This is a genomic window from Robbsia sp. KACC 23696 (assembly GCF_039852015.1).
Classification (GTDB): Bacteria; Pseudomonadota; Gammaproteobacteria; order Burkholderiales; family Burkholderiaceae; genus Robbsia.
In genome coordinates this window covers 646,103-660,111 of sequence record NZ_CP156628.1, presented here as the reverse complement: position 1 = coordinate 660,111, position 14,009 = coordinate 646,103, and the positions used below count along the sequence as shown (strand labels likewise).

The window sequence follows — 14,009 nt, the reverse complement described above, 5'->3', positions numbered from 1 at the left end:
TGGCGGACTTGGGCGCCGGCGTCGCTGCCGTGCAGGCCTTCGTGGCCGCCGGTCATACGCGCTTGCCGAAGTCGGCGTCGATCGATGCCGGGAGCGGGGCGAACGCCGAGAATACCGTGAACGCCGCGAATGCCGTGAATGCAACGACATCGGGACAATGTCCGATGGGCTTCGGGGGCGCCGGCGGCGCACGCGAGGCGAGCGACCATTCGGGTGAGGTCGCGCGGATTGCCGCGCGCCTGAAGGCGATTTTCATGCCGGGCGGTCCAGTGGACACGTCGGTCGAGCCGGGGAGTGCACGCTAAATGGCCGGTATCGGATTCGAACTTCGCAAGATTTTGCGCCGGGAAACATTGGCCGGTGCCGCGCGCGCCTATGCCTATGCGGGCTTGATCAGCTCGGGGCCCCTGATTCTGTCGATCTTCGGCATTCTGATCATCGGCCTGCTCAGTATCGCCACCGTCATCCCGCAATTCGCCATCGTGCAATTCCAGGTGTCGGTGACCTACCTTATCGCGGTCAGTCTGATTCTGACGGGGCCGCTGCAGCTGTCGTTTACGCGCTTCATCTCAGATCGCTTGTTCGAGAAACGGCATGATCTCGTGCTGTCGAACTATAACGCGGTGGTGTTGGTCGCGGCGATCCTATCCGCGATCGTCGGCGTGGGCGCGATGATATTCAGCTTCCATGACACACCGCTGTCGTACCGGGTATTGATGGTCATCGGTTTCACCGTGGTCAGCAATATCTGGATCGCGGTGATCTTCCTGTCGAGCGTCAAGCAGTATCGTCAGATCCTTCTCGTCTTCTTCATCGGCTATAGCTGCGTGGTGGGCCTGGCCCTGGCCTTAAACCGATACGGCCTGGTTGGCCTGCTGGCAGGCTTCGTGATCGGCCATATCGTGCTGCTGGCGGGCTTGAACGCGCTGATCTATCGGGACTACCGCAGTCATCGTTTCATCTCGTTCGAGGTGTTCGATCGGAAGTTCACTTATCCCACATTGGCCTGGGTCGGCTTTCTGTTCAACCTCGGCGTGTGGATCGACAAGTTCATGTTCTGGTACTGGCCGGCCACCAGCAGTCCGGTGATCGGGCCGTTGCGGGCATCGGTGATTTACGACATTCCGATCTTCATCGCCTATGTCTGCGTGATGCCCGGCATGGCGGCCTTCCTGGTACGTATCGAAGCAGACTTCGTCGAGTTCTACGATGGCTTCTACGATGCGGTGCGTAACGGTGCCACGTATGCGCATATCCAGGACATGCGTAACATGATGGTGGCGAGCGTACGCGCCGGCTTGTATGAAATCATCAAGGTGCAACTGCTGGTCATGTTGCTGATCGCGGCGATCGGCGTGCCGTTGTTGAATGCATTGAATATCACGCCGCTCTATCTGCCGTTGTTGGTGGTGGACGTGGTCTCCGCAAGCCTGCAGGTGCTGCTGCTAGGCTTGCTGAATGTGTTCTTCTATCTGGATCGGCGTCGTACCGTTTTGTTTTTAACGGCGTTGTTCGCGGCATTGAATGGACTGCTGACGGGCGTGACGCTGCTCATCGGTCCCGATGCATTCGGGTATGGATTCGCCGCGGCCTTGCTGATCGTGGTGATGTTGTCGGTACGGATTTTGGATCGCCAGTTCAGCACGCTGGAGTACGAGACCTATATGCTGCATCGTTGAAGGCGACGATGGGTATGCCAGGCCGTGCTCAAGCGTCGCGCTGCGGTCCGCTTTGAGAGGGCTTGGGCATGGGGTTTTATCGGAATGGCGCATCTTTGGGTGCCGGTCGGCTTGCCAATCTGGCGATGGCGTTGCTGGCCATCTTTCTGCCGGCGAAATTCGCCGCGGCACAGAGCCACGCGCCCCTACCGTCGGTCGCGCTGTACTACGGCGCGACCCCGCCCATCGATGCGCTGAAACGCTTCGACATCGTCGTGCTCGATCCGGACGCGCAATTCGATCCGCGCACCGAGCGCGATGGGCATACCGCCTGGTATGCCTATGTGAGCGTGGGCGAAGTGCATCCGAACCGCAGCTACTACCAGGCCATTCCGAAGGCCTGGCGTCCCTCCGAGAACAAGGACTGGGCATCCGATGTCATCGACCAGACGGCGCCTGGCTGGCCGGCGTTCTTCGTCGATAAGGTGGTGGCACCGTTGTGGAAGAAGGGCTATCGCGGCTTCTTTCTCGACACGCTGGACTCGTTCCAACTGATCTCGAAGACGGACGCGCAACGTGCCGCGCAGAAGCAGGGGCTCGAGCGGGTCGTGCGCCTGCTCGCCTCGCGATATCCAAAGGCGAAACTGATCTTCAATCGTGGGTTCGAAATCCTGCCCGACGTCCATTCGTCGGTACAGATGGTCGCGTTTGAGTCGCTATATCAAGGGTGGAACGCGTCGAAGAAGGAGTATGTCGACGTCCCGCAAGCAGACCGCGACTGGCTGCTCGGGCAGGTGAATATAATCCAGGGTCAATATAAAATCCCTATTATCGCGATAGATTATTGCGCGCCTGACGATGTGAAATGTCGGAAAGAAACCGTAATAAAAATTACAGAGCACGGTTTTATTCCTTATGTCACCGATGCCGGCCTGAACGATGTGGGCCTGGGCAACGATCAAACCGCCGACAGCGCCCCGGGCGCGGCCGCAAAGCCTCGATAAAAGCGTGAAAAACCCCGCACTTAGCGCAATTGAAATCGTTCGTCCAAATTTATACTCAAGTTCGTCGGGTGTCGGCCGTTATCGAGTGGGTCACACCCCGGCGTGCAGCAGATTGTTGCTTGGCGACGGGCCGAGCGAAGTGGAATATCGGTACTTTTTGCTATACAGAATTATGTTGCGAAAAGAGTGCTTTATTTCGCTAAGTGCTTGGATATAATGCGCTCGATCTCAACGGTTGGAGTAAAGTACGTTGAGTCGTCCAGCGAAAGTGTGCGCTGTATGCAGGATGGCTGCGACCGGTAGGTAATAGTTGCCGGAGAGGTAGGCGCTGTAATGCGGTTGGTTGATTGGTGGCACCGAAAGGCTGCTTTATTCAGTTTTTACTTAATTTATTGGGGAATCCCAGATGTCGAAGTTTCTCAAGGCTTTTGCTCGTGACGAGCGCGGTGTCAGCGCAATGGAATACGCAGTGCTGGCAGGTATCGTCGTTTTGGCTCTGGCAGGCGTCGGTACGACGTTCAAGAGCCAAGTGAGCACGATGTTCAGCAAGCTGTTCTCGAACGCGACCACGACGCAAGGTAGCTAATCGCTGATTTATAGCGCACACGGCATCTTCCTCTTTTGGAGGAGGATGCCAACACGAGCACCCTGGGTTACGTCATGGCAATTCAAGTGATTTCATCGGGTCTCCGGGTTTTCGTGTTGGTCGTGTTGTGGTGGCTGGCGGTGTCCGATGTACGATATCGACGTCTGCCGAATGTCGGTGCCCTCATCATCGGCCTGACGTTCGCGGCGTTTGCCGCGCTGAACCACATTGGTTGGCATTACGTCGCGACGCATGTGCTTACGGGCATCGTGGCGCTGGCCATCTGTCTTGTTTTATTCGCGTTACGCATACTGGGCGGCGGTGACGCGAAGTTGTTGTCCGTCTTGTTTTTATGGTCCGGCCCGCTCCTCGCTGCGCCTATGCTGACCGTGATCTCGCTGACGGGGACCGTCGTGGGTGTGTTGAGTTATGCCACACGACGCCTCGAGCCAGGTAAGGGACGCGGTGTGGTTCGTGCGTTGGCGTTGTTTTCGGCCGCTCGCGGTGTGCCTTACGGTGTGGCGATAGCCGCCGGGGCTAGCTGCATGATACTGTGGCCGTGGATACTACCTTCGCTTCTGCCTCTGCTGACGCCGAAGCAGGTTCCGCTCCACTGACGCCCACGCTCAGGTTGTCATGTCGAACGTCATCAAGTTGTTGTTACTGCTGGTGGGATCGGTCCTCGTCTTGTTCATCGCGAAGACCGTCATCTCGCTGAGCACACGCGGTCCCGAGCAAGCACCTCCTGAGTCCAAGATCCGCGTCAGCGCGGCCGACCTGCCGCAAGGTCTGTTGTTGCGCGACGACGATCTGCAATGGAAAGGGGTCGCGGCGGACAAGATTCCCCCCGATGCGATCGTCTCCGGCGCTGCCGGCGCACCGGACCTGAAGGGTGCGCTGCTGCGTCACGCAGTGACCGCAGGGACCGTTCTTCACGCGACCGATGTAATCCTGCCGAACGCGCCCGGTTTTCTGGCCGCGACACTGAAGCCCGGTATGCTCGCGGTATCCGTTGCCGTCGATGACGTCTCCGGCAACGCCGGCTTGATCGAGCCGGGCGACTATGTCGATCTCATCTTGACGCAGCAGGCGCCGGACAACGGCACCGGAGGCAATGCGCGCTCTTTCGTCAGCGAAACCGTGTTGCAGCATGTGCGCGTGCTGGCGTCGGGCTCCGAATTGGAACGTCCCAAAAATGCGGACGGCAGCAACACGCAGCAGCGCTCCGCCCGCACGGTGACGTTGGAAGTCACGCCGCACATGAGTGAAGTGGTATCGGTGGCGGGTCGTCTGGGCAGCTTGTCGCTGGCCTTGCGGAGTTTCGCGACGACGACGCGAGACGCCGGCCCCGGCAGTGTCGGTGCTAGCGGATTGCAGGGCATCACGCAAGTCGGGCCATCTACCGATGCGTTGCCGCCGCCTGTGTGGTCCCGTGATGTGACGCGTGCATTGCAGGCCCCCGCGCCGGCACCGACGGGAGCGCCTCGGATGGCGCCAGTGCAGCGTCCTGTCGCGATCTATCGCGGTTCGACACGCGATACGGCGGCCGAGTCGGCTGCCGGGGCGGCACCGTCGGGCGGCACGGGTGCGCCGCCCTTGCCGCCCGGTATGATGGCCCCGCAAGCACAGTAGCGTGTTGGCGAAGTTGCCAACAATAAAGGGCGCGATGCGTCGTAATAAGATAGAGCGCAAGCGCAGCACCGCCGCAAAGATATCCATGCGGCTTCGCTGTCGGTTCGGCCAGTCCGGCAGCCTTGATCGTGACGGTTCCGCCGCCACGCCGCTTTTCGAGACGCCGGTCCGGCGTCGGTTAGTCTGGATGTCATTTCACATGAGCAAGTCTCGAATTACGCACCAGATGGTCCCGCATCGCTTGCTCGCGCTGGCCAGCGCGAGTTTGGCGTGCGTGTGGACGCTGCCGGTGTCGGCGGCGCCCGGCGTGTCGATCGTCGGTGGTCAGGGCGACGGCATGTCCGCCAAGGCGCCTGCGACGGCCGCGCCGGGCCGTGTCGCGATCAACAGTCCTGGCGTGGGCGGCAATGTCGCATCGTCGCCGCTGCTGCCGCTCGAAGTCGGCAAGGGCACGATGCTGACCTTGCCGGCACCGGCTGCGTCGGTCTTTATCGTCGACCCGGCGATTGCCGACGTTCAAGCACCGAGTCCGCGTAACCTGTTCGTGCTCGCCAAGAAGTGGGGCACGACGACGCTCTACGTGATGGCCGCCGACGGAAAGACGATTCTGCAGCGCACGGTGCAGGTCGGCCCCGCGCTCGACAGCGTGCGCGAGCTGGTCCGCAGCCGTTTCCCGTCGATGAACGTGCATATGGACGTGGCCGATGGCGCGCTGGTGCTGAGCGGCTCCGCCGCGGATGCATCCGATGCCGATGCCGTGGTGCAGGCCGTCAAGCAGTTCGTCAGCCCGACGACCAGTGTGATCAATCGCATGACCGTGACGCAGTCGCAACAGATTCAATTGCGTGTCCGCATCACCGAAGTCGATCGCAATGTCACGCAGCAGTTGGGTATCAACTGGAATGCGTTCGGCACGGCCGCCGGAAAGTTCATCGGCGGCATCTATAACGGTCGCTCGATCTACGATTTCTCGCAGACGGTGACGGGTCAAGCAGCCGGTGCCTATCCGGTGACGATCCAGGCCAACAATGTGTATTCCTTCATCGGCGGATTCAAAGTTGGCAGTACCGATATCGAAGGCGTGCTGGACGCGCTGAATCAGGAAGGCCTGATCAGCGTATTGGCCGAGCCGAATCTCGTCGCGCTGTCGGGTCAGACCGCGAGCTTTCTGGCCGGTGGCGAATATCCGGTGCCGGTTTCTGAGACAAATGGTGCGATCGGCGTGTCGTTCAAGCAGTACGGCGTCAAGCTGGATTTCACGCCGACCGTGCTCAACGACGGGCGCATCAGTTTGAAAGTGCGGCCGGAAGTCAGCCAGATCGATACGACCGTCGGCGTCACGTCGAATGCCATCACGATCCCGGGCTTGTCGGTACGTCGGGCGGATACGACGGTGGAACTGTCCAGCGGGCAGAGCTTTGCCATCGCGGGCCTGTTGCAGGCCATGTCGAGCGATACCGTCTCCCAGGTGCCGGGCCTCGGTGCGATTCCGATCCTGGGCAAATTGTTCCAGTCGAAGAAATATACGAATAACAAGTCCGAGCTGGTCATCACGGTGACGCCGTATATGGTGAAGCCGACCGATCCGGGCAAGTTGCGTTCGCCTCTGGATAGCCTGACAGGCATACGAAATGATGCCGAGTACAGCATGGGTCGGGCGAGTGGCGCGTCGCCGGATGACAATGCGCCGCGATTGCGCGGTAGTGCCGGCTATGTGTATTGAGGTGACGAGATGAAAAATGCAATGCGTTGGCAAGGCCGCTTGTCCGTCGCCGCGATCTTGCTTCTAGGCGCGTGCGCCGAGCCGCCGCTCGGCATGCACGATGCGTCCGTCATCGGCTATGACGGTAAGAACGCCATCGCGCCGGACTGTGACAGTCTGACGGAAGCGTCGGTGGTTGGATCAGCCACGGCCCGGCCGCGTCCTTCGATGGCGTGGGGATGTGCCACCTACACCAATCTGGCAGCGCAATTGGCCCGACCGGCCGATGTGGTCGCGCCGCATCCGCTGACCCCGGCCGATGCCGCCGTCGCCGCAAGCGCGGTGGCGCGCTACCAGCGTGGAGAGGTGATGAAGTTGCAAGACAATGCATTGAAGGCGGGAAGTTCCTGACCTGAGTCGTACGGCTGATGTTGCCGACGCCCGCCTCTGTGGTGGTGTCGAAGCAAGCAAGGCGGTATGTCGAGAAATAGGCGCGGTCATGACCGCGTCAACACGTGTTCTAAAAGATGAGCCCTGCTATTCCTGTCACCGTCAAACCCAGTGGCGCGCGTGTCGCGGACTTTGTCGCGTTCGTCGCCGACAAGGAGACGGAACAGGTCTTGCGGCGCTACGTGCTGGATCAGGCGCTTCCGCACGTGCATGTCGCCATCGGCTCGATCGACGAAGCGATTGCCTACCTTGCCAAGGTCGAGCGTTCGCCGTTGTTGCTGATGATCGATTTGCACGGCTCGGCCATGCCCTTGTCGGATCTGATGCGCTTGTCCGAAGTCTGTGAACCGTCGGTGCAAGTGGTGGCGCTCGGCGAACGCAACGATGTCGGCTTGTATCGCAGTCTGTTGAAGATCGGCTTGCGCGACTATCTCGTCAAGCCGCTGACCGTCGAGTTGCTGACGCGCACCTTCGATTTTTCCGAAGGGCGTGTGCGCGATGTGTCGTCGTCGCGGACCGGGAAAATCATCACGTTTACCGGCACGCGTGGCGGCGTGGGCGTCACGACGCTGGCGGTCGGGCTCGCGCGACATCTGTCCGGGCGGACCCATCGCCGCGTTGTCTATGTCGACCTGGATCTGCAGGGCGGCGGCGCGAGTTCGATGCTCGGGCTGAAAAGCAACGACGGGCTGGTCGACGTGCTGGAAAATGCGCATCGGCTCGATCCGCAGTATGTCGAGCGGACGTTGATGTCGAATCAAAGCCGCCTTTTCATGCTCAGCGCCGAGCTGGATATCAACAAGCATCCGGAGTTCGCGGCGCAGTCGCTGACGCGCGTTCTGGAGCTGCTGAGTAACAGCTTCCACTACGTGCTGATGGATGCCCCGCGGACGGTGACGCCCTTGATCGAAGAAGCGTTCGATCGATCGGCGCGGGTATACGTCGTGACGGACCGGACGGTTCATTCGACGCGTCAAGCGGTACGCCTGATGAAGCATATCGAGCAACGCGATCACAATCCGCAGACCTCGGTGCTGGTGAACAATCCCAACGGCGCGGTGGCGGGAAAAGTGGATGTCAGTGATCTGGATGCCGCGCTCGGACGTAATACGTTGCAGGAGTTCCGCTTCGAACAGAAGTCGCTGATGATCGCCGAGAATCTCGGGGAAAATCCGAAGGAAGCGGCAGCGAGCCAGTTCCATCATTCCATCACCACATTGGCGAACGATCTGACCGGCCAGCGTACGGCAAAGTCGGTGGGATGGATGGATAAGCTCAAAGGCAAAGTGAAGAGGTCGTGATGTTCGGACAAAAACGCGCGAGACCGATGACGTTGGAAACAATGGAGTCCACCAGCATGGCGGACGAAACGCTCGTTTCCGTTGAAGTCGATGCGTCGGCCAGCAACCTGGCGACCATGGCCATGCTTGAGCGGGTGGGATCGGCGGTGGCAATGACGCCGGCGATGGAAGCACAGCGCGTGATGCCGGCGGCGGCACCGACGCCGACGCATGCCGCATCGTCCTCGCAGCCGTCGCAGTCGTCGTCTTCGGCCGCGTCGGGCGGATCGTCGGCGCAGTCCGCGGCGGCCGCGACGTCCGCATCAGGCGCCGCGGTGCCGGCGCAGGCGCCCATCGAAGGGAATGCCGCACTGATTCGCTCGGAAGAGTACAAGGCCATTCGCCAGGGCGTCTTCATCTCGATGAATGCTTCGGCGGCGGTCGGACGGACACGCGAGCAGATGCAGCCGGTGGTCGATCAGCTCGTGGCGACGATCGCGCAGCGCGAGCAATTGAACATCACGATGACGGAGCAGCGCCAGATCGTTGGCGAACTGCTGAACGATATGTTCGGCCTCGGGCCGATCGAGCCCTTGCTCGCCGACGACGCCGTCACCGACATCATGGTGAACGGCCCGGACCAGATCTACGTGGAACGGGGCGGCAAGCTCGAGCTCAGTCCGTACAAATTTCGAGATAACGCGCACGTCGTGACCGTCGCGCAGCGGATTGCCGCCAACATCGGTCGGCGTGTCGACGAAAGCAGCCCGATGGTGGATGCGCGTCTGGCCGACGGCAGTCGGGTCAACGTGGTGCTGCCGCCTTTGGCGATTCACGGCGGCTGCATATCGATTCGGAAATTCTCGAAGCGCAATATCACGCTTTTCAGAATGGCCCAGCAGGGCAACCTGTCCGAGGCGATGGCCAATGTGTTGAAGCTGGCCAGTACCTGTCGTCTCAATGTGCTGATCTCCGGCGGTACCGGGTCGGGCAAGACGACCTTGCTCAATGCGCTGTCGCACTTCATAGGCTTGGGCGAACGTACGTTGACGATCGAAGATGCGGCGGAACTGCAATTAGTGCAGCCGCACGTCGTCAGTCTGGAAACGCGCCCTGAAAATACCGAAGGTCTCGGTGCGGTGAACCAGCGCGATCTGGTACGGAATGCCCTGCGGATGCGCCCGGACCGCATCATCTTGGGCGAAACGCGGGGTGCGGAAGCGTTCGACGTGCTGCAGGCCATGAACACCGGTCACGACGGCTCGATGACGACGATCCACGCGAACTCGCCGCGGGATGCGATCACGCGTCTTGAAAGTATGGTGATGATGGCCAACGGCAATCTGCCTTTGCTGTCGATCCGTCGCCAGATCGCCAGTGCCGTGCATATGATTCTGCAGGTCGAGCGGATGCGCGACGGTATGCGTCGCGTGACGCGCTTGACGGAGATCGTCGGCATGGAAGGCGACGTGATCATCACGCAGGATCTGTTCGCCTTCAAGTACGACGCATCGGCCTACAGCGAGGAAGTGAAGGGCACATTCGAATGTGCATCGATCCGCCCGGCGTTCACGCCGCGCGCAGCGTATTACGGACTTGAACAGGCGCTGATGGATGCGATGCGTGCCTCGTGACGCTCGATGGCATGATTCCGCTGCTGGCGGCCCTGTCGACGTTCATCATCGGGGTGATGGTGCTGCTATTGCAGGACCTGCGCAAGCAATTGCCGGATGCTCGGATTCGTCAACGGATCGAGGGCGAGTTCGGCCTGGAAAAAGAAAAATCGGGACGTAGCAGAAAGAAGAAGCCTGCCGAGGTGATGTTCACCATCGAACGTCCCGACGAAGGCCTCTGGACCAAGTACGTGACCCCCAAGCTGACGCGGCTCGCGGCCGTGTCTGGCAATAACGGCGTGAAGATCATTATCGCGGTCGCGGTGGGCGTGTTGCTGGAGTCGGTGATCGCATCGCAATTGATGCCGATTCCCGCATGGATTCGCGCGGTGTCCGTGGTTGTCGAGATGCCGCTGGCGGTGATCTGGACGTATCGGATGTTGGTCGAGCGGTTTCGCCGCCGCTTCCTGGAAGCCTTTCCCGATGCCATCGATACGATCCTGCGCGCGGTTCGTGCCGGGGTGCCGGTTACGCAAGTGATTGCCACGGTGGCCGACGAAGCGCCTGCGCCGTTGAATCGCGAATTTCGGATCATGGCCGACTCGCTGCAAGTGGGCCGGGATATTACCGACGTGCTGGAGACGGCCACGCGCCGTATCGAAATCGCCGATTTCGCCTTCTTCTGCGTGTGCCTGACGTTGCAGCGCGAGACCGGTGGCCAGCTCGGGGAGACCTTGGACAATCTGGCGAACATCGTGCGTACGCGCCGTGAAATCCGGCAAAAGACGAAGGCCTTGACCGGTGAAGCCCGTATCACGACCAAGATTCTGGTGGCCTTGCCGTTTGCGGTCATGGGCGGGATGTACTTCCTGAACAATGACTACCTGATGACCTTGTTCACGACGCAAGCCGGTCACAAGCTCCTGACCGTTGCGGCGATCGCGATGATTTTCGGCGTGATCGTCATTACCAAGATGTCCAAGCTGGATACGTCGCGATGAGAGCCGAAGTCGATACGCTGATCAATCTGTCGATCATGCTCGCGGGCTTTCTGGCGCTGGCGATTTGGTGGATGGTCAAGCATGGCAGTTCGCGCAGCCGTATCAGCGCGCGCGCTCGCCAGGCCGCATTCGATCAGCAGGACGAGAATGCGCTGGCAGTTCTCGAAGACGAGCACGCCGGCGGCACCGGTCGTCTGGGCGGCCTTTCCCGGCGTCTGGCGGCCTTCGGCGACAAGATGCCGTTGTTCGATGCCAAGACCCGCGCCAAGCTCCAAGGCACGGTGCTGCGGGCGGGTATGCGTAGCCGCCATGCCGTCTCGATGGTGCTGGCGATCAAGTTTTCCTTCGGCGTGATGGTGGCGGTCGCCACGATCATGATGGGTTCGAACCTACCCCTGGTGGGCAGTTTCCCGGCGGCGCGCGGCGTGGCGATGCTGGGCGCTTTCATGGTCGGGATGATTCTTCCGGAATACGTGCTGATGTGGATCGGGGCGCGAAGGATGAAGGCGATCAGCGGCTATCTTCCCGATGCGCTGGATTTGCTCGTGATCTGTACCAATGCCGGTAATAGCTTCGTGCTGAGTCTGCGCCGCGTGGCGGACGAGATGGCGTCGATTTGTCCGCCGCTCGCCGAGGAGTTCGCCTTGACGGCCGATGAGTTGAAACTTTCCGGCGATACCAGCACGGCGCTGCATGCGCTGGGAAAGCGTGTGGATCTGCCATCGATCAAGGCGCTGATCGGCACCTTGATTCAATCGATGCGCTATGGCACGCCGATCACCCAAGCGCTGCGCACGCTGTCGCGCACGGAGCGTCTCGCGCACGTGGTCAGCCTCGAAGAAAAAGCCGCAAAGCTCGCGCCAAAGATGGTGTTGCCGATGTTGGTGTTTATCCTCCCCGCGGTGGTCGTGATTTCGGCCGGCCCCGCGGTCATCCAGTTGCTTGCGTATTTGAATCCGTCATGAGCCAGAACCTTTTCTTCTTGCTGTCCGGCCTGCCGCGCAAGGTGCGTAAGCCGGTCTTGTCGCTGGCGTGCGGAGCGCTGCTGATCGCGATGAGTGCCTGTACGACGCAGATGACCGTGCATGCTTCCGGGACACCCTCGGGTCCGTTGAAGACCAAGGCCACGCCCGCTGAAGAGGTACGTTTGGCGAAAGTCGCCCTCGATCATGGCGATCTGGATATGGCCCGCACGATCTATGAACGCCTGATCGCCACCAACCCGGATTCGGTCGAAGGGCTGGTGGGTCTCGGCGACACCTTGTACGCGGTAGGCGACTTCACCCGCGCGGGGGTGCTGTACGACCGCGCGCATCAACTGGCGCCGGAGGCATTGGAGCCGATGATCAATCGCGGACGCATCGCGATTCGTGAGCGACGCTTCGACCAGGCAATTCAGATCTATCGTGAAGTGCTGGCGAAGTTGCCGAATAACTCGCTGGCCGCTGCCGGACTCGGCACGGCCTTGGATATGAGCGGCGACCATGCCGGCGCGCAAGCGGTGCTGCGCGAGGCAATGACGAAAAATCCAGGTGATCCGTATCTGGCCACGAATCTGGGCATGTCTTTGCTGAGTGGTGGCGATGTGAAAGCCGCGATCGCCGTCTTGCTGGACGTGACGCGCTTCCCGGCCGCACCGCCGCAAGCGCGTGAAGATCTGGCGTTGGCGTATGGCATGCTTGGCAACGACAAGATCGCCACCGAGTTGCTCGCGCAGCAGAACATGAACAACGATGACGTGAAAAACAATCTCAAATACTACGAGTACCTTCGCACGCATCGCGGTTATCAAACCATGACGCCGACCGGGTCGGCCGGCGTGATCTCGTCGCCGTTGACGCAGATGCACGGACAGCTGACCGAGACGCAGGATATCAAATGAAACGCATTTGTCGCGGTGTGGGCGCCGTGCCTGTGCTTCGCCGCCTCACGGGCAAGTTTGCCCGTGACGAGCGTGGCGTGACGGCGATCGAATTCGCGATCGCCGCGCCGTTCTTGATTTTGATCATGCTGGGCGCATTCGAAATCTGTTTCGACTTGATGATGGATGCGACGCTGCAGACCGCGACGCAGGAAGCGGGAAGAGCAGGGTTGACGACCGTGGTGCCGACCGGTAGCACGCGGGATGCGCAGGCGAAAGCGATTCTGACGCGCGTCATGGGCCCGTGGCTGAAACTGCCCGGCAGTTCGATGTCGTATTCGACCGTGTCTTATACGAGCTATGCGAACGCGGCAGCGGGCACCGGTGGCACGGCCAATAGCCAGGGTAATTATGGGGATGTGGCGGTGTACACGGTGACGTTGACCACGACGGGCATGACCGGAATACTCAAGGTATTCGGCCTCAACACGCTGACGTTCACGCGTAGCTTCATGGTGCAGAACGAGAAATGATGCGTCCTATTCCAACCTTGCGGCGGACGTCCGTCGCGCGTGTAGAGGCCCGTGCGCGTCGCGCCGGACGTGCCTCGCGTTTCGAGCGCGGTGCCGCCGCGCTCGAGCTCACGATCATCTTGCCGTTGGCCCTGATGCTGTTGCTCGGGTTCATCGATATCTACAACTACATGCGCACCCAGAGTACCGTCGAACACACGGCGTTCATGTTGGCCGATTCGCTGTCGATGATGACGCAGGTGTTCAACGATACCGGCACCACGAATTCGAACGCGCTCGGCTCCGTCTGGGTTGCCGCCAACCTTATCGCGAAGCCGCTTGCTTTGTCGACCAATGGCGGTGTGGTGATTACATCGGTCTGCGATAGTGCGACGTGTACTTCGACGACGGCCGATAGAACATCGGTCGCGACGGGGACGCCGAAGATCTGGTGGCAGGCGTCGGCGCCGTGGAATGTGTCGACGTCGGTGACGAAGGAGACATCGTCGGCGATTCTCCCGTCGTATTGGCCCTTCCGCAGTACCGATTCCGCATTGGTTGTCGAGGTGTTCTATGTGTACGACCCATTCCCTCTGGTAAGAGGATTCTGGCCGTCGGCACCCGGCAAGACAACGCTCTACAAGCGTGTCTATGTGCGCCCTCGCAACAACTACCCGCTGCCGTTGAAAGATAAGAGCTTGGAGTAAGGC

The 14,009-nt window shown here is 60.6% G+C and carries 14 protein-coding genes; all 14 read left to right on the top strand.

Features of this window, described 5'->3' with window-relative positions:
* Window positions 1-305: 305 nt before the first annotated feature.
* Window positions 306-1,679: an exopolysaccharide Pel transporter PelG gene (pelG, locus tag ABEG21_RS24185; protein WP_347558149.1), complete on the top strand. Its 1,374-nt coding sequence runs from the start codon at window positions 306-308 to the stop codon at window positions 1,677-1,679.
* A gap of 68 nt (window positions 1,680-1,747) precedes the next feature.
* On the top strand, window positions 1,748-2,662 hold the full coding sequence (locus tag ABEG21_RS24180; protein ID WP_347558148.1) for an endo alpha-1,4 polygalactosaminidase: 915 nt from the start codon (window positions 1,748-1,750) through the stop codon (window positions 2,660-2,662).
* Window positions 2,663-3,068: 406 nt separating this feature from the next.
* Window positions 3,069-3,248 (top strand): Flp family type IVb pilin, encoded by a 180-nt coding sequence (locus tag ABEG21_RS24175; RefSeq protein WP_347558147.1) that lies wholly within the window; start codon window positions 3,069-3,071, stop codon window positions 3,246-3,248.
* A gap of 74 nt (window positions 3,249-3,322) precedes the next feature.
* A complete protein-coding gene (locus tag ABEG21_RS24170) occupies window positions 3,323-3,865 on the top strand; it encodes a prepilin peptidase (protein ID WP_347558146.1) in 543 nt (180 codons plus the stop codon).
* Window positions 3,866-3,884: 19 nt separating this feature from the next.
* On the top strand, window positions 3,885-4,880 hold the full coding sequence (cpaB, locus tag ABEG21_RS24165) for a Flp pilus assembly protein CpaB (RefSeq protein ID WP_347558145.1): 996 nt from the start codon (window positions 3,885-3,887) through the stop codon (window positions 4,878-4,880).
* 199 nt (window positions 4,881-5,079) lie between these two features.
* The gene (locus tag ABEG21_RS24160; RefSeq protein ID WP_347558144.1) at window positions 5,080-6,603 is read left to right on the top strand and encodes a type II and III secretion system protein family protein; all 1,524 of its coding nucleotides are present in this window, start codon (window positions 5,080-5,082) and stop codon (window positions 6,601-6,603) included.
* Window positions 6,604-6,612: 9 nt separating this feature from the next.
* Window positions 6,613-6,993 (top strand): CpaD family pilus assembly lipoprotein, encoded by a 381-nt coding sequence (locus ABEG21_RS24155; RefSeq protein ID WP_347558143.1) that lies wholly within the window; start codon window positions 6,613-6,615, stop codon window positions 6,991-6,993.
* Between the two features lie 116 nt (window positions 6,994-7,109).
* Window positions 7,110-8,333 (top strand): AAA family ATPase, encoded by a 1,224-nt coding sequence (locus tag ABEG21_RS24150; RefSeq protein ID WP_347558142.1) that lies wholly within the window; start codon window positions 7,110-7,112, stop codon window positions 8,331-8,333.
* A 182-nt stretch (window positions 8,334-8,515) separates the two neighbouring features.
* Window positions 8,516-9,946 (top strand): CpaF family protein, encoded by a 1,431-nt coding sequence (locus ABEG21_RS24145; protein ID WP_347559081.1) that lies wholly within the window; start codon window positions 8,516-8,518, stop codon window positions 9,944-9,946.
* Window positions 9,943-10,926, top strand: coding sequence for a type II secretion system F family protein (locus ABEG21_RS24140; RefSeq protein WP_347558141.1), 984 nt, complete (start codon window positions 9,943-9,945; stop codon window positions 10,924-10,926). Before ABEG21_RS24145 ends, ABEG21_RS24140 begins: the two co-directional genes overlap by 4 nt.
* Window positions 10,923-11,891 (top strand): type II secretion system F family protein, encoded by a 969-nt coding sequence (locus ABEG21_RS24135; RefSeq protein ID WP_347558140.1) that lies wholly within the window; start codon window positions 10,923-10,925, stop codon window positions 11,889-11,891. Before ABEG21_RS24140 ends, ABEG21_RS24135 begins: the two co-directional genes overlap by 4 nt.
* Window positions 11,888-12,808 carry a tetratricopeptide repeat protein gene (locus tag ABEG21_RS24130; RefSeq protein WP_347558139.1) on the top strand — a complete coding sequence of 307 codons (921 nt, stop codon included), beginning with the start codon at window positions 11,888-11,890 and terminating at the stop codon, window positions 12,806-12,808. The genes ABEG21_RS24135 and ABEG21_RS24130 overlap by 4 nt, the downstream gene beginning before the upstream one ends.
* Entirely contained in the window at window positions 12,805-13,320 is a 516-nt protein-coding gene (locus ABEG21_RS24125) for a TadE/TadG family type IV pilus assembly protein (protein WP_347558138.1), read from the top strand. Before ABEG21_RS24130 ends, ABEG21_RS24125 begins: the two co-directional genes overlap by 4 nt.
* Window positions 13,317-14,006, top strand: coding sequence for a TadE/TadG family type IV pilus assembly protein (locus ABEG21_RS24120; protein ID WP_347558137.1), 690 nt, complete (start codon window positions 13,317-13,319; stop codon window positions 14,004-14,006). Before ABEG21_RS24125 ends, ABEG21_RS24120 begins: the two co-directional genes overlap by 4 nt.
* Window positions 14,007-14,009: the final 3 nt, after the last annotated feature.

Coding starts and splice junctions, on each gene's coding strand:
- ABEG21_RS24155 (WP_347558143.1), top strand. CDS start 6,613: ATGAAAAATGCAATGCGTTGGCAAGGCCGCTTGTCCGTCGCCGCGATC.
- ABEG21_RS24150 (WP_347558142.1), top strand. CDS start 7,110: ATGAGCCCTGCTATTCCTGTCACCGTCAAACCCAGTGGCGCGCGTGTC.
- ABEG21_RS24130 (WP_347558139.1), top strand. CDS start 11,888: ATGAGCCAGAACCTTTTCTTCTTGCTGTCCGGCCTGCCGCGCAAGGTG.
- ABEG21_RS24120 (WP_347558137.1), top strand. CDS start 13,317: ATGATGCGTCCTATTCCAACCTTGCGGCGGACGTCCGTCGCGCGTGTA.
- ABEG21_RS24145 (WP_347559081.1), top strand. CDS start 8,516: ATGCCGGCGGCGGCACCGACGCCGACGCATGCCGCATCGTCCTCGCAG.
- ABEG21_RS24170 (WP_347558146.1), top strand. CDS start 3,323: ATGGCAATTCAAGTGATTTCATCGGGTCTCCGGGTTTTCGTGTTGGTC.
- ABEG21_RS24135 (WP_347558140.1), top strand. CDS start 10,923: ATGAGAGCCGAAGTCGATACGCTGATCAATCTGTCGATCATGCTCGCG.
- ABEG21_RS24175 (WP_347558147.1), top strand. CDS start 3,069: ATGTCGAAGTTTCTCAAGGCTTTTGCTCGTGACGAGCGCGGTGTCAGC.
- ABEG21_RS24180 (WP_347558148.1), top strand. CDS start 1,748: ATGGGGTTTTATCGGAATGGCGCATCTTTGGGTGCCGGTCGGCTTGCC.
- ABEG21_RS24160 (WP_347558144.1), top strand. CDS start 5,080: ATGAGCAAGTCTCGAATTACGCACCAGATGGTCCCGCATCGCTTGCTC.
- cpaB (WP_347558145.1), top strand. CDS start 3,885: ATGTCGAACGTCATCAAGTTGTTGTTACTGCTGGTGGGATCGGTCCTC.
- ABEG21_RS24125 (WP_347558138.1), top strand. CDS start 12,805: ATGAAACGCATTTGTCGCGGTGTGGGCGCCGTGCCTGTGCTTCGCCGC.
- pelG (WP_347558149.1), top strand. CDS start 306: ATGGCCGGTATCGGATTCGAACTTCGCAAGATTTTGCGCCGGGAAACA.